The organism is Dysgonomonas termitidis (assembly GCF_054657735.1).
Genome location: NZ_BAAHYD010000002.1, coordinates 3,659,795 through 3,684,103, shown reverse-complemented (window position 1 = coordinate 3,684,103; position 24,309 = coordinate 3,659,795). Strand labels below are relative to the sequence as shown.

General features: G+C 39.3%; 11 protein-coding genes. 10 read left to right on the top strand and 1 reads right to left on the bottom strand.

Going from position 1 to position 24,309, the window contains the following annotated elements:
- Nucleotides 1–57: 57 nt before the first annotated feature.
- Nucleotides 58–2,640, bottom strand: coding sequence for a hypothetical protein (locus ACYQ3L_RS19515; RefSeq protein ID WP_379995419.1), 2,583 nt, complete (start codon nucleotides 2,638–2,640; stop codon nucleotides 58–60).
- A 264-nt stretch (nucleotides 2,641–2,904) separates the two neighbouring features.
- Here ACYQ3L_RS19515 and ACYQ3L_RS19510 point away from each other — a divergent pair, with 264 nt between their 5' ends.
- From ACYQ3L_RS19510 to ACYQ3L_RS19465, 10 genes are all read left to right on the top strand, one after another.
- A complete protein-coding gene (locus tag ACYQ3L_RS19510) occupies nucleotides 2,905–5,469 on the top strand; it encodes a glycoside hydrolase family 3 C-terminal domain-containing protein (protein WP_379995421.1) in 2,565 nt (854 codons plus the stop codon).
- 575 nt (nucleotides 5,470–6,044) lie between these two features.
- Nucleotides 6,045–8,918 (top strand): glycoside hydrolase family 3 C-terminal domain-containing protein, encoded by a 2,874-nt coding sequence (locus tag ACYQ3L_RS19505; RefSeq protein ID WP_379995423.1) that lies wholly within the window; start codon nucleotides 6,045–6,047, stop codon nucleotides 8,916–8,918.
- A gap of 764 nt (nucleotides 8,919–9,682) precedes the next feature.
- Nucleotides 9,683–10,705, top strand: coding sequence for a hypothetical protein (locus tag ACYQ3L_RS19500; protein ID WP_379995425.1), 1,023 nt, complete (start codon nucleotides 9,683–9,685; stop codon nucleotides 10,703–10,705).
- 1,470 nt (nucleotides 10,706–12,175) lie between these two features.
- Nucleotides 12,176–12,763: a DUF3575 domain-containing protein gene (locus ACYQ3L_RS19495; RefSeq protein WP_379995427.1), complete on the top strand. Its 588-nt coding sequence runs from the start codon at nucleotides 12,176–12,178 to the stop codon at nucleotides 12,761–12,763.
- 6 nt (nucleotides 12,764–12,769) lie between these two features.
- Complete coding sequence (locus ACYQ3L_RS19490) at nucleotides 12,770–14,242, top strand: OmpA family protein (protein WP_379995429.1); 1,473 nt, start codon at nucleotides 12,770–12,772, stop codon at nucleotides 14,240–14,242.
- A gap of 57 nt (nucleotides 14,243–14,299) precedes the next feature.
- Nucleotides 14,300–15,883 (top strand): Mfa1 family fimbria major subunit, encoded by a 1,584-nt coding sequence (locus ACYQ3L_RS19485; RefSeq protein ID WP_379995431.1) that lies wholly within the window; start codon nucleotides 14,300–14,302, stop codon nucleotides 15,881–15,883.
- A gap of 94 nt (nucleotides 15,884–15,977) precedes the next feature.
- Nucleotides 15,978–16,958, top strand: a complete 981-nt coding sequence (locus ACYQ3L_RS19480; RefSeq protein WP_379995433.1) for a FimB/Mfa2 family fimbrial subunit — start codon at nucleotides 15,978–15,980, stop codon at nucleotides 16,956–16,958.
- A gap of 35 nt (nucleotides 16,959–16,993) precedes the next feature.
- Entirely contained in the window at nucleotides 16,994–18,295 is a 1,302-nt protein-coding gene (locus ACYQ3L_RS19475; protein ID WP_379995436.1) for a fimbrial protein, read from the top strand.
- A gap of 12 nt (nucleotides 18,296–18,307) precedes the next feature.
- Nucleotides 18,308–19,246, top strand: a complete 939-nt coding sequence (locus ACYQ3L_RS19470) for a fimbrial protein (protein WP_379995439.1) — start codon at nucleotides 18,308–18,310, stop codon at nucleotides 19,244–19,246.
- Nucleotides 19,247–19,366: 120 nt separating this feature from the next.
- Nucleotides 19,367–24,142: a cadherin-like domain-containing protein gene (locus ACYQ3L_RS19465; protein ID WP_379995441.1), complete on the top strand. Its 4,776-nt coding sequence runs from the start codon at nucleotides 19,367–19,369 to the stop codon at nucleotides 24,140–24,142.
- The last annotated feature ends 167 nt before the right edge of the window (nucleotides 24,143–24,309 follow it).

Sequence of the window (24,309 nt, the reverse complement as noted above, 5' to 3'; positions counted from 1 at the left end):
AGGGACTTGTAAGACATAAGTCCCTGAAAAGAGTATATGTTTTTTATTTTACAAAAGCTAGCTTTCATACTTCTTCTCTATGACATCAGTCAGGGAATATTTATATTGTACACCTATCAGGTTCATATATTCTTTACAAAAATTGTCATAAATGCTTTTGGCTATTCCTTTTTTTCCGGAGTTGAACAAAATAGAGCATTTCAGATGCAGAGCCTCTTCGTTTATAAAATCATGTAAAAGAATTGTATCGGCAATATTAAGCTTCATGTTATCATCCAGTTGATATTTTCCGCTCTGTAATATATCGGTCAGAACGTCTATAGTCAGATTTGAAAAATCACTTTTGAAATTATCAGTCCAGTCTGTTTCCGTATTAGGCAATAAAACCCCTCTCAACAGTAGTTCAAGAAGACGGTTAACCGAATCCTGATCATCGAACTGACTCTCTCTTATTACAGAGAATAACCGCATGGCTTCAAAATAATCACATGTTATACTTTTATCGAATTTAACCGACCAAAAACCACTCACACTTGTGATTTCAACACCTCCTACATTTTCGAATATAGACCTGAGTTTACTAAAATATACATTTCTGTTTTTCTTAGCGGAAACTTCATCTTTATCGAACCACAAAAGTTGTATTATTTTTTTACCGGATATCCCCCTGGTATCTTTTTGAGTATATAATATGAGTAAAATAAGCAAATATTTCAGAGTAGGGGTAAACATTCCCGTAATATTATTTCCCTCATTATCCATTACTGTAAATCCTCCTGTCAGACAGATCGATTGTTTCTCAAAATTGTAATAGTTATGTTTCCGGATAACAAGCTCATCCGGCATTTTATCCGTATCCGTCCTCTTTCTCTGTATATTCTCTGATATGGTTATCCCCTTTCCAATAGAACTCCCTTGCTTCCTGCTTCTTATTCTTACTAATAGAACGAATACTACACAGACTATAGCGACGGATAGGATCGAAATTACAATGGGCAATATATAATCCTTTTCACCATCTTCTTGTTTTATGACAGCCTGTTGCAAATCGGCTATATAAATCGGCGGAAAATCGAGAGAATAAATAGATAGAAAAGATTCCGTATCGGATACCTTCCTGTAGAATAGAGCAAACAGCTTTTGCTGAGATGCAGAATAATACAAATTTGTATACAGGAAAAAGGCTTCAAGGTCTTCATGAATGGGAAAGGACATCTGCTCAAATCCTTTTTTATTGGCCCTGATTTTAAATAGAGTTCCTCCGTCTTTTGTTGTGAACAGATAAAAACAGTCTTGCTCCTTATCATAAACCATGTTCTCTCCGGGCATGAAGTCTTGGCCTGTATTGTCTTCTTCCCATAATTTATTCGCCTGTCCCATAATGAGATTGACAGAATAGAAGTCGTAATAATTACGCGGAGAAAGTTCCTGTCTTCCCGATTTGCTGCCACGTCCGCCAAATATGTACATCTGATTGTCTACAATTGCAGAAGAAGCCGAAAATCTGGGCAGAATTTCAGATAGTTGAAACTTCTTCATGCTTCCTCCATCCGTATTCATTTTTACCAGGTCGTGGTTATATTTATAAAACCCATATCCGCCAAAAGAGTAAAGCGTTGACTCATTGGCCAGATAGACGGCCGTATTATTCATGTAAGCCGGTTCTTTAACCGGTTTTGATGAATAGCTCCATGAATTGGTCTCAAAAGAGAAACTGGAAGTTATATCTTCATCCAGATTATATGTCACTATCTGATTTCTGATAGTATCGAAGTAAATCATATTGGGTACATTAGCGACCATATATCCTCCTCTGGATACTATTTGTGTTTCTTTACCGGACTTAGAGTCAAAGGCAGAGATACTTTTCGAATCCGGTGACACGATATAAAACAGATGATCGTGATCGAATGTAAACTGGGAATTATCTTTAATCTTTTTCGAATATATTTTTTTCCATGAAGCATAATCATCGGTGATCCATTTTGGATTAGTCGCTACAGCCCGGACCTGGGATATAGAATCGAGAGATACATCCCCGTTATGTTCTTTGAGTTTCCAGTAACGGGTGAGGCTGCCGTTACGAAATATCTTAATGTCCTTGATATTTACGGACGCAATATCTGTAATTCCAAAGTTTTCAATAGGGCAAACTCCAAATGAGATATTAACTCCCGATGAAGATGATAGATCGTAAGGCTTAGTCAATGTTGCGGAGCCATATGACAAAGTTATTTCCCTGCGTTCTCTGGATAAAGTGATACTGACGGGAACCCATTGCCCGCAGATAACTTCCTGTGATAGTGCATGAGCCGCTTCATTAATAGCTAACAGAGGATATCGCTTGTCATCATCGCTGACTGTAATCAACATATCTATATTTTCTTTTTTATCCGTGATAATACGGAATACCACGCCAAATAAGTATTCCGGACGGATATACATTTCAAATGACATGGTAAGCTCTTTACTTAGTTTGACAGAAGAGCCATTTTCCAAAATGAATGATGTTTTTTGGGAGTCACTTTCCGGATAGGATTTTATGAATAACCCATGATCCAGTTTATTTAATTTATCTTGTGCATGTGCGGAACAAAGGCTCAATACAAATATTAAAATCAGGCAGCTTACTTTATTCATTGATCAGGCGGCTTATCTGTACGACTAAGGAAAACATATATAGAATAATGTAAAATTAGAATAATTCTTCATGTTTGCCAAAAAATAAAAAAACTAAATGTGAATATGATAATTATAAGAGGAATCATCCGGAATATTTATCTTTTTTTTATGTTCTTGTTAATCCCCTGCAGTTATGTTTGCATCACAGAAGAGAAGAAAGATATGCATATAATAAGATATAATTATTGTCCACCGATTAATTTATACTAAAAAGACAAAGCAATGTTTAGAAAGTTTTTAATATTGGGATTATTCCCTTTACTGTTGGTTTTCCGGCCGGCCGGTTTACATGCGCAGCAAAAAGATTTATATCTGGATGAAAAAGCATCGGTACACGACCGAATAATGGATTTGTTACCGAGGCTTACCATAGAAGAAAAAATAAGCCTTCTCAGGGCGACTTCTCCGGGAATCCCCCGTTTGCAGATACCTAAGTATTATCATGGCAACGAATCATTGCACGGGGTTGTCCGTCCGGGCCGTTTCACGGTTTTCCCGCAGGCAATAGGTCTGGCAAGTATGTGGAATCCGGAGCTGCACCACAAAATAGCGACTGCCATATCCGATGAAGCCCGTGGCCGGTGGAACGAACTGGAACAGGGCAGGTTGCAGACCCAGCGTTTTACCGACCTGCTTACATTCTGGTCGCCTACCGTGAATATGGCCCGTGACCCGCGATGGGGACGTACACCTGAGACTTATGGGGAAGATCCTTACTTGTCGGGCGTATTAGGTACAGCATTTGTAAGAGGATTGCAGGGAGATGATCCCCGCTATCTTAAGATAGTTTCCACACCTAAACATTTCGCCGCTAATAATGAGGAACACAACCGGTTTGTTTGTAACCCGCAAATACCGGAGAGACAACTGCGTGAGTATTATTTCCCGGCCTTCGAAATGTGCGTGAAAGATGGTAAATCTGCATCTGTCATGTCTGCATATAATGCGATAAATGATGTTCCGTGTACGGCCAATCCGTGGCTGTTGACAAAGGTTCTGCGGCACGACTGGGGTTTTAACGGATATGTTGTTTCCGATTGCGGAGGCCCAAGTCTTTTAGTGTCGGCAATGAAATATGTAAAAACAAAGGAAGCTGCCGCTACTCTGTCGATAAAGGCCGGGCTAGACCTCGAATGCGGCGATGATGTTTATATGCAGCCACTGCTCAATGCATACAACCGGTATATGGTCAGCCAGGCAGATATAGATACGGCCGCATACCGGGTATTGAGGGCAAGAATGCACCTGGGTCTGTTCGACGATCCTAACCACAATCCGTATAATAAAATCTCTCCGTCGGTTGTTGGTTCGGCTGAGCATAAACAACTGGCTCTTGAAGCGGCTCGCCAGAGTATAGTCTTATTGAAAAATAACAACCGGACCTTACCTCTTAATCCTAAAAAAGTGAAGTCTATAGCTGTAGTCGGTATTAATGCCGGGAATTCCGAATTTGGAGATTATAGCGGTATTCCGGCTAATGCTCCGGTTTCTATTCTGCAGGGAATCAAAGGCAAGGCTGGGGATAAAATGAAAATAGTATATGCGCCGTGGAAATCGGCGATGGACGGTAAGGAGATGATTTCAGCCCGCTATTTTCCCGGAGGTCTGAAGACGGAGTATTTCAGTAATATGGAACTTTCGGGTACACCGAAAGTGCGCACCGAAGAATGGGTAAACTTCGAACCAGCCAATCAGGCGCCGGACCCGTTTATACCTCCGTTTCCGGTATCGATCCGTTGGTCGGGTAAATTGCGTCCCGGGGTATCCGGAAATTATACGATATATTATACAGCCGATGACGGCAGCCGCCTTTTCATCAATGGGAAGAAATTAATAGATGCATGGGTTGAGCGTAGCATTGCTACCGATTCAGTGTCTTTATATCTTGAGGGAGGGAAAGAATACGACATCAGGGCCGAATATTTCAATAACCGCGACAATGCTGTAGCCAAGCTATATTGGAAGGTTCCGGATGTAGGTACGAAGCAGCGTCTGGATATGTACGGCGAGGCCGGAAAAGCAGTAAGGGAATGTGAGCAGGTAATAGCTGTTTTAGGTATAAATAAAACCATCGAGCGCGAAGGGCAGGACAGGTATGATATTCTTTTGCCTGCCGACCAGATCGAATTTATACAGGAAATATACAAAGTCAATCCTAATATTGTAGTCGTTTTGGTTGCAGGAAGCTCTCTGGCTATCAACTGGATGGATGAGCATGTCCCTGCCATAGTGAATGCATGGTATCCGGGAGAACAGGGTGGGGCAGCCGTAGCAGAAGTGTTGTTCGGAGATTATAATCCGGGCGGGCGATTGCCTGTTACATACTATAACAGCCTTGACGAAATTCCCGCTTTTGACGATTATGACATTACTAAAGGACGTACATACCAATACTTTAAAGGGAAGCCGCTGTATCCGTTCGGCTATGGATTGAGCTATACGACATTTGCTTACAAAAACATACAGGTAAATGACAACGGAGATAATATCAAAGTCTCCTTCGAACTGAAAAATACCGGGCGTATGGCTGGGGATGAAGTTTCTCAGGTATATGTAAAAATTCCTTCTCCGGGAATCGTCATGCCGATAAAAGAACTGAAAGGATTTCAGCGCAGCACCCTGAAAAAAGGTGAAACAAAAACTGTGGAAATAAATATAAGGAAAGACCTGTTGAGATACTGGGACGATGCAACGGAAACATTTGTTACCCCTGAAGGCAACTACGAATTTATGGTTGGAACTTCGTCTCAGGATATAAAACTGACAAAGAGTTTTACACTGGACTAATGGCCTTTTTATTGAATAAATAATTGAAAACTTTATCTATACTATTAGCTGATAGCCGTCAGCTGATAGTTCTTTGAAAGAATAGGAAAGATTTAAAGATTCAAGGTTTAATGATTTAAAAATTGAATATGTGTAAAAAATTGTAACCTATGTTACTTTTTGGAATTTGTAGGGACGTAAAGTTTTACGCCCGAATAAGGAAAAGTGACAGGAGAAAAAAGTGGAAAATGTGTCAAGTTTGTCAAGTTTTGTACATAGCCTATTGGCTAACAGCTATCAGCTAATAGCTAAAAAGGTGTTACTTTTTGATAGTTACGAGTTACTTTGCCCTACAGGCAGTTACGAGTAGACAAGATACAAGATACGAGTTGTTAACTGCTGACTGTTTACTGTTAACTGATTTCTTGTTACTTTTGTTACCTTTTCATCTCATGTCTCTGTTGATATCCGTCATTAAGTGAATTTTTATGTGTCTGTTAATCTTACATCGGACTATTTATTAATGCCATACTGTTTTCTTTGTGCCATATGAAAAATATACATGAATATAATATCATAAAAAAACTAAGAGTACAATGAAAAAAAAGACAAGAGCATTTATCAGCCTGTTGTGTGTTTTGTTTTTCTCCACAATAGCAGTGGCGCAGAATAACATAGCGGGAATTTCTACATCGGTCAATGAAAAGACTGTCAACGCCGTTGCTGACAACAGCCTGAAAACGAATTGGAAACTGAGCCCGAAAGACTTGCAAAAAGCGGAGTGGCTGATGTTTTCGTTACAAAAAGCAGGAGATGTAAATGCAATCACCATAGACTGTGAGGGAATAACTCCTCAGGAATTGCAAAAACTATTATCTGTGTATATTACATACGATCCCATGAATCTGGGTGCTGCGGTGAATTACACAGTGTCGGTGAAAGATAAGGCGTCTGTACTGTCGTTTACACCGAAATATGGCGCACATGTCCGCTTTGTATTCAAGGAGGGGATATTGAATAAAGACTTGATAATTAAGGAGGTATCAGTATCTATCCTCGATAAAAAAGCGGAAATAGCAAATATACCATTAAAGGACAGGGCTTATATGAACCCTGATCTGCCTCTGGAACTTCGGGTCGAAAATCTGCTATCCGTGATGACCGCAGAAGATAAAATGGAATTGCTTCGCGAAGGGTGGGGAATACCCGGTATACCACATTTGGGGATTCCTGCTATACAAAAAGTGGAAGCGATACATGGTTTTTCTTATGGCAGCGGCGCAACTATATTTCCGCAGTCGATAGGTATGGGCGCTACATGGAATAAAGGACTCATAGAAACAGTCGCTATGGCTATCGGGGACGAAACGGTAAGTGCAAATGCGGTCCAGGCATGGTCGCCGGTACTGGATGTAGCACAGGATGCCCGGTGGGGGAGATGTGAAGAAACTTACGGGGAAGACCCGGTTCTGGTAACGGAAATCGGCGGAGCATGGATAAAGGGATACCAATCGAAAGGCTTGATGACGACTCCAAAGCATTTCGCGGCACACGGGGCGCCTTTAGGCGGGAGGGATTCCCACGATATAGGACTTTCCGAGCGGGAGATGCGTGAAATACACCTTGTACCTTTCAGGAATATTTTTAAGAAATACAAGTATCAATCGATAATGATGTCTTACTCCGATTATCAGGGAGTTCCTGTTGCGAAAAGTAAAGAGCTCCTGAAAGGAATCTTGCGCGACGAATGGGGCTTTGACGGGTTCATTGTCAGCGATTGCGGAGCCCTGGGTAATCTTACAGCCCGCAAACATTATACAGCGAAGGACAAGGTGGAAGCGGCAAAACAGGCTCTTGCGGCAGGCATTGCCACCAATTGCGGCGACACCTACAACGACCCCGATGTTATAGCGGCAGCTAAAAGAGGAGAGCTGAATATGGAAGATTTGGATTATACATGTAAAACCCTCCTGCGCACATTATTCAGGAACGGGTTGTTCGAGAATAATCCATGTAAACCTCTCGACTGGAATAAAATATATCCCGGATGGAATTCTCCGGAGCATCAGGCGCTGGCGCGCAAAACGGCTCAGGAATCTATCGTGTTGCTTGAGAACAAAGGGAATATCCTTCCGTTATCTAAGTCTCTTAAAACGATTGCCGTAATCGGTCCGGCAGCAGATAACCTGCAACCGGGAGACTACACTTCCAAGCCTCGGCCGGGTCAGTTAAAGTCTGTCCTTACAGGTATTAAAGCCGCAGTGAATAACAGTACAAAGGTGGTGTATGAGGAAGGATGCCGTTTTATCGGCACAGAGGGGGCTGATATAGCTAAGGCTGTGAAAGCGGCTGAAAGCGCCGATGTGGCGGTACTTGTGCTGGGCGATTGTTCTACAAGTGAGGCCCTGAAGGGAATAACCAATACTTCGGGAGAAAACCACGACCTTGCTACATTGATATTACCGGGAGAACAGCAGAAATTGCTGGAAGCTGTGTGCAAAACAGGAAAGCCGGTCGTGTTAATACTACAGGCCGGCCGCCCTTATAACCTGTCATATGCAGCGGAAAATTGCCAGGCAATACTGGTAAACTGGTTGCCGGGTCAGGAGGGAGGTTATGCAACCGCTGATGTGCTTTTCGGAGACTATAATCCTGCCGGGCGCTTACCAATGACATTCCCCAGGGATGCAGCCCAGTTGCCGTTGTATTACAACTTCAAAACATCGGGACGGGTTTATGATTATGTAGATATGCCATATTACCCTTTATATCAATTTGGTTATGGATTGAGCTACACATCATTCGATTATTCGGATCTGAATATATCATTGGAAAAGAATGGGAATATGTCTGTGAATGCTACGGTGACAAATACAGGGAAAATAGCCGGAGACGAAGTTGCGCAGTTATATATAACCGATATGTACGCCAGTGTAAAAACACGTGTGATGGAATTGAAAGACTTTGAACGGATTCATCTGAACCCGGGGGAGTCGAAGAAAGTGTCTTTCGTTCTCACTCCTTACCAATTGTCTTTACTTAATGATGAGATGGACAGGGTGGTTGAAAAAGGATCATTCAAGATAATGGTCGGTGGAAAGAGCCCGTCTTACATAGCTAAAGACCGGATAAAAGACAGTGTCGGTTTCATCGAAACTAAGGATGGTATCAACGGGGAGATAGATTATCCTTTGAACTTTAATGCAGATTTTGCCATAACGGTCGTAGGTGTTGAAGACTTGCCCGGAAAAGACGTAAAAGTGGCGAATGTGTTGGTTACCAATACAGGAAAACTTACAGATACCGGAAAGTTGACGGTCTATATTGATGGGAAGAAGGCCGGGGACACACGCCATTATGAATTAGATCCCGGTGAAGAAAAACAATTCCGGATTGAGATATTACAGAGCAATTTTAAGACATTACAATTTACCTCTAAATATAAAAGCGTAAGCTACACAAATAAATAATAGTAGCTAATTTACATATAATCTGAAAGTGAAGAACTACAAGGGCTATCCCTTGTAGTTCTCTGTATTATATGATATTCCGGTCCCGGTCTGCTTGTGTATAATGATTTGTTCAAACTTCATAGAGGAAAAATAGTACAACTTCGTCATCATTCTAATAATCAGTGATATGAATTAGGTAGCATAGAACATTGCTATGCTTCTTAGCATATAATAACAAATAGGTTGCCCCATCTCAAGATGATAAAGACTCAATATTCTAAATGTTGTATATACTGGCAAAAAGAATGATGATAGAGACTTTTTTGTGATTTTTAAATTTATTTCCAGAATAAAATGGATCAACTTCTGTCAAAAATTTTCATGCTGAGTGTATAAGGTTTATTTTGGAGTCGTGTAAAGGTTGGAAAATATTAATAAATTGATATATTTATTTATTAATGTCAAAAAAAGTAAAAGTAATGCGTGGTAGGCTCGTTATTTGCACTATGTTGTGTGTTGATTCATTTAATGACATGTAAAAAGTTTTAAATGTTATAAATGAAATATATAATATTCTAAATGCTATAAAAGAAAATTATACTTTGATAATAATCACAAAATGTACTCTTCGAAAGTGTCTGTATCTATAATTTTGCGACAAAATTACAATTGCTATATTATATTGAATTTACAGGATTTAAGGATTGTGTAAATGAGAATGTTGTTAAGTAAATAATCTTTTCTATAGTTTATTTATAAACAGACTAAAAGGGAATTAAATCATGAATGTAGGAATAAATTCTATGAAAGAGACAAGTGCGCATGACAGACTAATCAGGACGATACGGACTGCGATTACAGAAAAAGAGAATCTGACAAAATCTGAGAAAGAAAAAGTAGCCTCTGTATTAGGCGATATTTTATGCCTGGGTAAAGAATCCGTTTACAGGAGGTTGCGGGGAGAAGTAAGATTTTCATTTGAAGAAGTAGCTCAAATATCACAGGCATTGGGTTTTTCTGTAGATAATATTATAGGCTCACAAGTTGATAAGAAAGCGATCTTTGAATTGAATCTGGTCGATATGACCCATATTAACCTGAATTATACCAAAAGAATCGAGGAATATGTATTATTAGCGTCTAAGTTTGGAACAATGGAAAACTCAACGTTTAAATGTGCATTCAACAGCCTTCCTTTTATATTTTTTCTCCATTACGATAGCTTAGCTAAATTTCGCTTATTTAAATGGGCTTATCAGGTTATGAGAATGCAGTCTATGCCTTTTAGGGATTTCATGATAGACAAAGAATTAATGACTGCTCACCGGGCCTTTGTAACAGAAATCCGGAAAGTAAAAAATTCTCAGATAATAATTAACCATGATATGTTCGCATCTGTGATAAGAGATATGAATTATTTTTATGATTTAAATTTGCTCGATGCAGAGGATCTCGAGCTCATTAAGTCTGAGCTAAATGAAGTGATATCAGAAATAGAAAATATATCGATTTCCGGAATTTACAATAATACAGATTCGAATATTGCCGTGTATTTGTGTAATATAGATATCGATGCTACTTATCTGTTACTGGAGAGTGAGGGTAGTTCGCGTTCACATATTGCATTATATGGCGTAGGAGGCATTAATTCCCTTGATCCAATCATTTGTAAGAACCACTCATTATGGATCGAATCTTTGAAACGGTATTCAACCCTTATAACATTTGGTGGAGAGATTCAAAGGCATAAGTTTTTCCAGGAGCAACGGAAATTGATTAACTCTAAATTATCTCCATCCAGATAACTTATTCCCGATTATTGGTATAACAGAATTGCGGAATGCAAAATAATGGAATGTTTGAAAATTAAATGCAATATATGTTCTTAATCTTTCCGCAAATATTAAAATAGAAAGTAGAGGGTGTACTGCTGCTCACATTTTGTATCTTTTATAAACTTTGGATTATATATTTTTACACATGTAAGTGAAAGAAGAATAGAATAAAAGTTTATAGGAAAATGATAGCTAGTTTATATTGGCTACTGTGTAGTTTTGTAAAGTTTGTGTTAAGGAGAAATCCGTGGGTCGGGATGGTTCGCGGATTTTCAATTATGTAAATTGTGCATGAATATCTTTATTATGTATTTATGGAAGAATATATGGACTTTAATCATATCTTTTTTAGCCGGTGTCTTTTGTAATTTTAAAAAATCATTTCACAATACTTTGCTTAATGATACCAGAATGTATGAAATAGGATGTTGATGAAGAATATACTTAAATATCTGACTGACAAACAAGACTTTGATTATCAGGGTATTTGAGTGAAAGGCCTCTCTAATTATATTAGTTTATGACGTGGAGAATTAGATGGTCGTGATGACCGTAAGATTTGTTTTTAATGTATATGCTTTTGTGTATACTTATTGTCTTCCAAAAACCTGTGAGTCGGGATGATTCGGAGGTTTTTTATTTATAACCGGATAATTAATATGTGCTAAAGAATTTTTTTACATCCAATCTGCTGTAAATGGCGTCTGATACCATGTAAATAATGTATCAATTAATATTTCAAGAAATTAAAAATAAGATGATACATCTTTTAGTGAGAGACTTTCATCTTCTGTTTCATAAGTTTATTTCATATAAACGGGCTGATATATTATATCTATATTTAATAGTTTTTATTTATAATTATTTGATTTATAGCATGATAAAGAGATAAAGTTTAATCCTCTGTTTTTGCATTATGCGTTTGTCAAATACATTATCCTGTGTTTTTTATAGGTTAAAAAACATTTAACGGGAATATGTAAATTGTAAATCATATCAATAGTGATTATTCTGCTTTAAGATTTGAAAATAGAAAACCACTACTTTGAAATACTATAAAAATGTACCATTAATAAGATCATATAACTAGATATTTGTAAAAAGAAATACAATGTGAGACTTTACATTAATGATTGATTCTGGATGTATAACAAAAGATAGCAAGATGATTTTAAATTACAGGCTATATATCATTTTTGGGATATAGATAATATCAATATTGAATGTGCGGAAATACTTTGCTGAGGTTGCGTAAAATAATGCAACTGTGGATCTATGCGTGTCATTATGGCTTACCCTTATCGGTATTTCTTTATTATAGAATAAAAAAACGAATGAAATCATATAGAGTCATAACACAAATATATTAATAAATAATGTAGAACTTCTTTTCATAGGGTAAGGAGTATAAACCTGATAATTATTATATAATATAAGAAAATGAATAATAGTCAAACATTAAGAAAAGTCTGCCTGGTTATTTTGATTTTTACAAGCTTTTATTCTGTAAGTAGATCTCAAGAAATAGGTGTAAAGACCAATCTGGCATATTGGGGTACAACTACTCCCAATTTGGGCCTTGAGTTTGGGTTGGGTAAGAAAAGCACATTGGAAATCGCCGGGGGATTAAACGTCTTTGAGTTTTCTGATAATAAGAGTTTTAAACACTGGCTTATCCAACCCGAATATCGATGGTGGCTTTGCGAGAGTTTTAATGGCCATTTTATAGGTCTGCATGCGCATGGCGCACAGTTTAATGCCGGAGGTTGGGATATACCAGTAGGCCGTCTGGATGTCTTCAAGGACAAGCGTTACGAAGGGTATCTCTATGGCGGAGGCATAAGCTATGGTTACCAATGGGTCTTATCTAACCGATGGAACCTCGAATTCAATATTGGGGCAGGTTATGCCCGTATTCATTACGATGAGTATCCATGTAAAGATTGTGGGACCAAATTAGATGAAGGCAATTACAATTATTGGGGTATAACCAAAGTAGGCCTTTCTTTTATTTATTTCTTAAAATAGGAAGCAATGAAGAAGAAAAATATATTAAAGTTATCCTTATCCGTACTATTAACAGTATTCTTAACACCTGTTTATTCGCAAACACAGGCTTCAAATATACAGGTATTGACAGAGCGTTTTGTAAGGCACGGCAGCCGGGTATCAGTTTCTATGGATATAGTTATTCCTGAGGGAATGAATGTTGGAAGCAATGATATGCTTATCCTCACACCTGTGCTGAAATCCAATGAAAATAATATGGATTATCTAAATCTTCCACCTGTAGCTATAACAGGAGGTTTACGGAATAAGATTATAAACCGCAAGAATAAACTTGGAGGAGATTTGCCTTTTGATACGCAACCGGAAATAATCCTTAAGAGAAAAAATAAAACCGAACAATCAATTAATTACGGTGTAAGCGTTCCTTATAAATCCTGGATGGATGACGCATTACTTGCCATTGAAACGAATGTGTCGGGGTGTGCAAACTGTTCCGAACCTACAGACAACCAACTGATTGTACAGAATATATTGCCTAAGAAAGATCCGGAGTTGTATAAACTTACATTTATTGTGCCTGAGGTAGAGCCTGTTAAAGCTCGCAATGATCGTCATACAGCTACTTTTAATTATATCGTTGACCGCTATGAGCTGTTACGCGACTACAAGAATAACTCGCGGGAATTTGCTCAGGTAGATAGTGTGATCGGTGAAATAAGAGATAACAAAGACTTGGAGATTACAGAGTTTAGCATAGCCGGATATGCTTCACCGGAAGGAGGATTTGAGCATAACAGGAAACTGGCGGAAAACAGGGCTAACTCATTTGCCAATTATCTAGTAACTAAATTTGGTATCCCGCGTAATAAATTTACAGTCGATGGGATAGGGGAAGACTGGCCCGGATTGCGGAAAGCTGTAGCTGCATCTGCATTAACGGATAAACAGGCTATATTAGATATTATTGACAATGTTTCGAATCCCGATGCACGTGATGGGAGACTCTTAACACTTTCGGGTGGAGATACTTACCGTATATTGCTTAACAATTATTATCCGGTGCTGCGCCGGACCGAATACTCTGTTGCATATGTAGTGCGTGCCTTCAATGTGGAGGAAGCCAGACAAATAATTAAAACGAATCCTAAGCTGCTCAGCCTAAATGAAATATATCTGGTGGCGGAGAGTTATTCGTCCGATAGTAAAGAGTTCAGGGAAGTATTCGATATCGCCGTGAGGTTATATCCTGAAAGTGAAATAGCGATTATGAATTCTGCTGCCGCAGACATCGAAAGTAAAAATCTGGATACCGCCATTGAACGGCTGAAGAAAATAGAAAATAAACCACAATCATGGAATAACCTTGGAGTTGCATATATTCTTAAAGGAGACGTGGAGAAGGCTCTGAAATACTTTACAAAATCAGCGGATTCCAAGGACCCGGACGGAATGGCAAACCTTGAAATAGTAGAAAAGTCAACAGGTGCAAAAAGGTGAAAAGTAATAAATACAGAATAGATTTTACAACAACAATTCTTTAAAACAGGTAGAAATATGACAATTAGGAAATTATTTATGATTGGCGCTGTGGCCTTGGCTTTAGGATTTACAGCATGTGGCAACGACGATGATATAACATCATCGGGTGGAGAAAAAGAAGCCAACACAAACGTAAGTGTTACGCTGAGTATGTCTTTGAGCGGAAATAAAAATTCAAACAAGGCGGGAGGTTTACCGGAGGATTATAATTATCTTGATGAGTGGGCAGGAAAAGATAAAATAGAAAAAATAGCGATTTACCTTGTCGACGGAACCTCCGTTGCGATGAAGCCTTTCACTGTAGGTACTGATTATTTAATGACGAAGAATGGTAATCAGGTAGTTTTAACACCCCAGACATCTGCAGCGATTAAAACATCCGCAGGTATTAAAAAAGTTTATGTATTGGTAAACGGAACATCCGAAGTCGAGACAGCTTTGGCTGCTACTCCTGCCGATGCATTTGAAAATGCCTATAAGACTTTGGCCCTGAGCCTTGCTAATTCGGGTGCAGATCTTGCCGTAAGCACATCAGCCGATAAGCTGGCGAAGAAAAATGGAATTGTTGATGAAACAATTGTGATGACTAATACTGCCGAAATCACAATCAATGTAGCTCCTAATATAACAGAAAATCAGACGATTTCCGGAGGGCAAAACCGTGCCAGTGTGAATGTGGAAAGAGCTGTGGCCAGGGTGATGGTGACAACGGAAAGTAATACTTATGATATAAAGTCGGGAGCGGCTACTTTGGGTACTGTTTCAGATATAAAATGGGTACTGGCTCAGGGAGAGAACTCCCTGTTTGTTCAGCGCAAAGCTGATTTTGCTACACCTAATTTTGAATGGTCGCCTGCTACAGATGCGGCATATATAAGTGACGCCGGTAATAAATATGACTATTCAGGCTTATTCGAAGCATACGATCCGGCATCTCAGTTTGGAGGAACAGTAGTACCAACAATGTCTGATTATAATACAGACCCTAAAGGAACAGTAACTGCCGATCTGGATGCACAACTATCAGGTAAGTTCATACTGGCGAATACACATGCCATTGGGGGTGCTGGTACTTCAAACTTTAAAAAGGGAAACACGGCATATGTCCTGGTGAGGGCTAAATTTACTCCGGCTGCGTTTATTGACGGAGGATCTTATACAGCTGGGGACGACTTCTATGTAGGAGCAAACGGAAGATTTTACACAACTTCGGATAATGCTGTAGATCCGGCAAAAGGCGGTGTTATCGGACAGACTGTAGCTAAATATGTAGGAGGTAAAATACTGTACTATGCCTGGGTGAATCCGGATAATGTACCAAACTGGTATAATTCCCCTGTTGTGAGAAACAATGTTTATCATGTTCATATTACAGGTTTTAAGAATTTAGGAACTAACTGGAATCCACTTTATCCTGAAGATCCAAACAGTCCTAATCTGAAAAATCCGGACCCAAAACCAAGTGTACCGGGAGTAACAGAACCTGAAAATCCGATTGATCCTACCGATCCGTTAACTTCTCCTGAAACATGGATGAGCGTGGATGTTACTGTACTTCCCTGGAAACTACACTCTTATAAAGTAGATCTGGGAATTTAAATATAGAAATTTCAGATATGTAAAATGCTGCCGGGGAGGCATAACTACCTCCCCGGTTATTTAAACAACCATCAATTAATTAAAAATGCAACGGATGAAGAATTTGCGAATCAGGATTATGATGACATTGCTCACACTGGGAACAGTTTTGTGGAGTTGTGATTCCCTTATCTACAATGATCTGGCAGATTGCCCCCAGGGTGTTTATGTAAAATTCTATTCCATGACACCATGTGCGGCAGACTCTACTTTTATTGGTGATGTGTCATCGCTTACAGTGTTTGCATTCGATGAAGAAAATAAACTGGTTGCCTCAGTATATAAGGAAAACGTCACTCTCAGCCATGATTTTGAGGTTCTGATGCCTGTTTCCAATGGCAACTATTCATTTATAGCATGGGCTGGGGTCAATGAAAAATTCAGTAAGAGCACCTTTTCTCCTAGGGTAACAACCAAGAAGGATATAATGCTGGCCATCAATTCTACAAATAATATGGCTGCCCGTTTAGCTGTAAACGAACGTATCTGGCAAGGGGAAAGTCCTATTGTTTTTCTTCCGGAACCCGAAAAGTATGGTTCATTATATAAACATACTGCTATAAATCTGCGTGAGCTGACCAACAGGCTAAATGTTATTGTAGAATTCGATCAGGCTACGATGAAGAGTTATGATCCGCAAAAGCTGCAAGTGGCTGTTTCTTCTGCTAACGGAACAGTACGTGTAGATGGTACGATGCCACTTAATACACAGGTATTAACATATCCGGCGCTTGAAACTGAATTTGTCGACAATTCGGGTACATGGAATTATTCGATGCTCGATCTTGTAACCGGATATAATAATAAACTTAAAATAACTTATACAGGTAATGATAAAGAAGAACTCGTTTTTGACGGAGACCTCATTGCCAGCATTTTATTGAGGACTGTGGAAGGTGGAATCAACCTGAATTGTGAAAACGATTTTACTATCAAATTCGTGATAAAAGATTATTGTTCAGAATGCTGGACACATTTTAGCTGTGCTGTTTATGTAAATAACTGGCTTGTACACAGCTATAGTACAGAATTGTAAATCTAAGCTGTCGGGCTTAAATAATCAATATGATTATGAGATTGAATTTATTATATGTAGCACTTATTGGAATGCTGGTTTCTTTTTCGGCCTGCGAGTCACAGATCTACGATAATCATCAGGAAATAGATAAAGAGATAGGCAAGGAGCCCCAGGTTTTTTTGTCAATAACGAAAGCGCAGGCTGCAGGGCTGGAATCTCTTAATACCGATAATGTGGATTATGAAGACCGGGTACATGATTTAGCCATGCTGGTCTTTGATTCGTCAACCGGGGCTAAGGTCTGCGAATTTTATGAAGAGGGGATACCATTTTCCGATAAGGAAAAAACCTTTACGGTTCAGATGACAACTGGTCTGCGTGATTTTTATTTTATCGCTAATATGGCGATGGATGAACTGAAAGATATCACTACGAAATCTGCAATGGACGTTTATATGAATACTTTCCGTGATCTGGATACAGATTTATATCTGAACGCGGTAAGATCGAAAGGTTTTCCCATGTCAAGGGTATATATGAACCAGGCTATTACCGAAGGAGGTAATATATACTCTCCAAAACCTTTCCATCCGGATGGGGAAGAAAGGGTAAAACTTGTTCGTGTAGCAGCAAAGCTGGAAGTACAGATCGAAGGCTCTGAAATCAGTTCCGGCGTGAAAAACATATACTACAAAAATGCACAGAGGAAATTCAACCTTGTATCACCGGCTACTCCTGTTACTCCGGTTTATTATGAAGATAAACCTTTGAAAAAAGTAGGAAATACATATATCTATTATATGCCTGAAGCTCTGATGACGGCACCGGATTGGTCGGCTTCGGCAGACCATAAGCCGGTTAATTATTTTTTGATCGAAACCTTGGATGGTACTTTCTACGAAATTCCGATCATAACGGATAACCGTACTATAACCGATACTGATTATTTATCTTTTGCCACAGGCCGGCAGGCAGATAAGCCGGATTATAATATTTATCGCAACCGTCATTATTTCTATATTATCAGTAAGCTGCAGAAGATAGAAATAATTTATACAATTGATCCGTGGCAAATTAAACAAAGTTCAGCCTATATGGGATACGGATATAATGTTACTGTGGACGAGAATGGGAAGGTTACCATCAGTAATACGGTAGAAGCATGTACGCCTCATGCTGTCAAATTGAAAACCATAACTCCTTTTAAGTTTTCTGACGGTACAGTCGAAAAAGAATTCGATAGCCTGGATACTACGGCATCTGAAAACTATCAGTTAGAGTCTGTTCCTGCCGCAGGTCAGTCATATATTGAAGTATGGTATAATGGTTACCTCGTTAAAACCTTTACGAAATAACAGATAAGAAGTATGAAAAGAATAGTATATATATCATTGTTTTTAAGCTTGTTATTTTGGGCCTGTTCGAAAGAGGAAACAAGTGATCCGGCCTTAGACAATAATAAGATTAAATTATCCTTCACAATAGATAATTACATCACAAAGCAGACAAAGGCAGTTGATGCCGGAACAGTGGAAGAACAACGTATAGACGATTTATACTTGTTCCTGTTTCCTACGACAGGTTCACAAACCTTGAAAAAGTATTATGTCAATACTTCAACTTTTACCGGAGGCTCATGGAACAGTAGCAATGGCAAGATATCGTTAAACCTGACTCAGGCAGAAGCCGGTAACAGACAGGTTTATATCATAGCCAACTGTTCTTCTGTCAAATCAGAGCTTGATGCTGTGGCCTCATTAACAGGATTACAATCGATTCTGAAGGAAACGTCCCAACCTTGGTCGGATAATATAACTACACCTGTATTGATGTCGGGGAATACGACTCACGATTTTAATTCTAATTTTCAACTCAATAATATACCATTAACCCGTGCTGTAGCTAAAGTACAGCTTAATGTAAAACTCTCGGCAGGACATCAAAGTAGCCCCTTGTTCAACAGTATCGCGCAGTATAATTATAAATTCATTGATTTTGATAAGAATACATATGCGTTAAAGCATATATCCAAAACTGATGATCTGGTAAGTTCTTCAGATTGGGTAGCATGGCAGGCTAACGGAACTGTATCAGCATACAATCTGGAGAACGGGACGGTTACGGGATTGATTATTACCACTTATATTAATGAGCGTGATAATGCGGGAAGTGCGATAGAGATAAGTATTCCTTATCAGGGAGCAGGACCATTGCCTCCGCCTGAATTTGGTAATGAAACCTATAAGCTGCTATTGCCTGCTAAAATTGAGCGCAATCATTGGTATATATATGATATGGAGATATAATATTAAAGTCGGGCTAAACTCTACAATACAAATTGAAAGAAGATATTAATGATATATTGATAGACCGCTGAATTAAAATTTTCAGATGGGGAATCAGTAAATCTTTTAATCATTTGATATATGAAGAAAAAATATCATACTCCGGTTTTTCCGGATCTGGGTTTAAAGGCAGAGAAATACCTTTTCGCTTGTCGTAAAAAAATAAACCTCTATTTGCTGCTTCTGGGTCTGTTGCTTATTGCAGTACCGCAGGTAAATATTCAAGCTGAAGGTTCGGGTAAGTGGAAAGGTACTCAGACAAGTCGCCAAAGTTCGTTGTGGGTTCCGGGGAATAATACGGGAAATTCAGGTTATAATACCCGCGGTAGCATGATGAGACCGAGTGCTGCTTCCAACTATGATTCGAATCATCGCTTTTACGTCTATGTGAAAGCGGGTGAAACAGTTTACTTTAGCTTCAGAAGCAGTACCAGCAGTAACCTTACCTGGTATTATGATAATACAACAGCCGGATATAATACATTTTTTCCTTCGGGGATATCAGGCTCCGGAAGGACAGAAGTTACAACAGCAAACAGTAACTTACAGGGCAGGACGAGTACTAACACAAATTTGATTCAGGCACAAGCTGTTGCCGGCCCGTCTGCTTTAACGTCGGGAGGTTATGTTACCAGTGGGACAGCAAGTAGTTCCAGTTCCAATCCCGGAGGCCAGTTCACAAATAATACCGGACAAAACCGGGCTTTCTGGGTGGAGATGACTTCACCCGGTAATAGTGGTTTTGAAATATCGGAATGGGATGTAACCGTTGCTTCAGGTACTACTAAGCGCCCGGGGCGGCTGTATTGTAAATATTGGAGTATCTATAATGGTCTGCCTTCCGGAACAAACGGGCAACCGAATACTTCAGCTTACCACGATAATTTCGGATTCTATGTTCCGGTAGACAATACTTATACCGATCAGACAGATGATTATTATATCAAGTATGTCAATTTTGGAAGATCTAACGCAGGCTATGCGGTATTTTTTGCGAATGATTCCGGCCCGTTAAACAATTTTTTACCGAATGGGGACCCCGACATTGAAGGAAACCGCAAGTCTGTTAAAGGCACATCCAACCGTTATCAGTATCCATTATTTGTAGAAGAACCCGATGAATCAATATGGAAGACTTCAATTGCCCCTGTTGCCAGTACAGACGTGAGGTTCAGAAGAAAAGCGGATGCAACCGGAGGAGAAGCATATTTCATGGTAGAAGTGGATACTCCCGGGTCTTTGGATATCTTGGTCGACCTGGATAATTCCGGTAATTACTCAGCCGGAGATGTCCAGATATTCAGGTATTTTGATATACCGGGAGCATATGATGTATACTGGGATGGTAAAGATGGGAACGGAAATGTTGTTCCGGCAGGTACTCAAATAAAATTGCTTACATCTGCAAACTTTTTCCCGGTACATTTTCCGGTCTACGATATGGAACAAAGTCTTGGAATAACAATGAAAAACATAAGGCCGATAGATATGGAGAGTGCAACGGTGAAATTATTCTGGGACCATAGTAATATTTATACCGGAGTACCGGGTACAAGGGTTACCAACAATAACCCTTTAGGAGCTAATCAATGGGGTACGGTGCCAAGAAATGACAATTCAACAACTTATGCTGATTATAATGTGCAATCACCTGCTATCAACACCACGGGAGCGGACAGCCCCGGTAATATATGGTGGGCAAGCGGAGATAACGGCATCGGAAATAATAATACGCTCAACGTTTATGCCGGTTCATGGATGGAAACCCTTGAGTTGAACTTCATTTTTAACTGGGATAAATCGGATGTGGAAATTCTCAAAACAGTTAGTAATCCCACTCCGGCCATAGGTAGTGAAGTTACTTTTACAATTACGGCAACGAACAAAGGTCTGATGTATGCTCAGGATGTAACGGTGGACGATCTGTTACCTTCCGGATATGAGTATGTGAGTCATACAGCTCCTATGGGATCAACCGTTACTCCTGCCCCTATAGGAAGTAACGATCCGGAAACATGGGGAAATACGCAAACAACATACGATCCCCTTACAGGAAAATGGACGGTGCACGACATCCCTTATGATACCGATGATTTAAGCAAAAATAAAAGGGTATTGACTATTACGGCCAAAGTGCTTAAATCCGGAATATACAACAATACGGCCGAAGGGTATCCGGAAGTAAGGTCTTCGGACTCGAATCATGGCAATAATTCGTCAACCGTTGCGGTAAATCCTACCAACAGCACAAATGCAGTAAATGATATCAATATAACATTTGAGAATACCCCTGTCAACGGGAATGTATTAACCAATGACTATGATTTGGAAGGCCATATCCAGACCGTAACTTCAACAGGTTCGATAACGACTGACGAAGGAGGAAATGTACAACTTAACGCTGACGGTACATATATCTATACACCAAAAGAGAATTTTACAGGTACAGACCGTTTTTCTTACACGGTCTGTGATGATGTTCCTGCACCGCTTAAAGCTTGCGCTACAGCAACAGTTACTATCAATGTTATTCCTGTCCTTAACCCTTCGGCCAATAACAATGTCATAGCAAATAATGATGAAGCTATAACAGAGCAGGATAAACCGGTGTCGGGTAATGTTTTGAGTAATGACTTTGATCCGGATGGGGATCAGTTTATTTTAAATACCACTCCCGTAAATCCTCCGTCGCATGGAACGGTTACAATCCTGCCAGATGGAACTTATACTTACACGCCTGATCCGGGCTATACTGGGACGGACATTTTTGAGTATGAAGTATGTGATGACGGAATTCCTGAGACTTGTGACAAAGCAATAGTGACAATCACAGTATTACCCAAGAGCAATATAAACATTACATATGCAAATGACGATGTATATTACACGCAAGAAAACAAAACCGTTAGCGGAAATGTATTGGATAATGATTTTGATCCGGAAGGAGACGGGCAAATAGTAAATACAGTTCCTCTGAAAGATCCGGTCTATGGCTCGGTAGTCTTGAATGCTGACGGGACTTTTACTTATACCCCAAATAATGGATTTACAGGTACTGATAGCTTTATCTATGAAGTATGTGATGACGGTATTCCTGAATCTTCTTGTGACAAAGCGACTGTATATATCATAATAATGAAATCCCCCAATAATTTCTGGCATGGAACGATTGATAACGATTGGGCCAAAACAGGCAATTGGACAGCTGATTACGTTCCTCAGCCCGGAGAAAATATTGAATTTGCCACTAATGCCAACAACAACGGAAGCCCGGCTGTGAGAGACTTGTATCTTGACAAAGACCGTGTAATCGGAGACTTGATCAACGATTCCGAGGTAGATCTACTGATAACTACCGAAAATCAGCTTATTATTAACGGTGAGGTAAAAGATAACAACCCGGATAAAGGGACCATCATCGTTCGGACATCAACAGATAAACCTACAGGCACACTCATATTTGCTAATCCTAACAATAACCGGAACGTAAATGCTAAGGTAGAGTTTTATAATAAGGCATATGAATGTTCAACCTGCGGATTTTATAAGAAGCAATGGCAATATTTCGGTATTCCGGTTCAGTCATCGGACTTTCCCTATCTGGTACCAAAAGTCGAAACTGTAAACCAGTGGGTAGAATTTTTTAATGGTAATAAATGGCAACCGGCTCCATACATGCCGGACACGGGATTAAAAGCATTCAAAGGCTACGAAATGACAAACAATAACAATACCCTGCCGACAAATATTTATACTTTTGCGGGTACTTTGAATGTAGGGGACGCTACTGTTTCGCTTACTAAAACATCCAATGTTAATTATTCGGGAATGAATCTTGTCGGTAATTCGTTTACCGCGGCTATACCTATTACTTCGGCAGCGATTGAACTAGGTAGTGCACAATTGAGTGAAAATACGGTCTATCTTTTCAATACAGGAACACGTGACCAATGGCGAAAACTTAATGGAGGGACAGTTAGTGGGGTTACAGGAGGTCAATACCAGGCTGTACCGTTTAATCTGGCAGGACAAGCCGGAATACCGGACAGGATATTATCTATGCATACATTCATGCTGGATGTAACAACCCCCGGTAATATGACATTGAGGTATAATGAATTGATAAAAAACGAATTGAATGCATCCACAACAAAACCATGGAAGTCTGCCGCTACTGAAAGCAACATACTGCGATTTCCTTATATAATCATGGATGCAATGAGTAATACTTCAGCCGACCGTGTATGGCTATTTGAAAACTCCGAATCCACTGCAGGCTTTGATAACGGATGGGACGCGTATAAATTACAGGAAGAGGGATTGACGCAAGTATATATCTCTGATGATGCCGGGTACAAATACCAGATAGCGACTGTTCCTGAGTTTTCGGGAACAACGTTTGGCGTAAATGCAGGAAAAGGTGAGAATTATACTATAATACTCTCTGTAACATCAGACGTAGAAGCACGCAAGTTATATTTACTTGATGTATATACAGGACGTAGTTATCCGGTTGAAAATAATGCAGAATATACTATTTCCGGAACAAGCAGTATCACTAATGGACGATTCAAAATTGCAGTAAGTCCGTCTCCTTTGGCTTCAACCGGCCAGGAGGCTTCTCTCGTAAATGTTTATATCAGCGGTAATCAGATTGTTATTGATAATCAGTCTGACCAAAATTGTATAGCTACGGTTTATGATATAACAGGCCGATTACTTGGAGAAAAGGCTATATACAAGAATTCCAATGAATATTTTGCCGGAAATCAACGAATCGGCACAGGTATATATATTGTGAAAGTAATAAGTGAAGATAAATCCATAAATAAGTCTGAACGGGTTTTGATAAAATAAATTATTCAGGCCTGTTATATAAAAAACACAGCCTTTCAATATTGGTTGTGGTATAGTTTTGTAAAGATTTATAAAACCCATGAGTCGAGAGGATTCGTGGGTTTTAGTTTTTTGAGAAATGCCGGCGTATTTTGATGTTTTGCCGATAAATGTTTGATAATTTAATA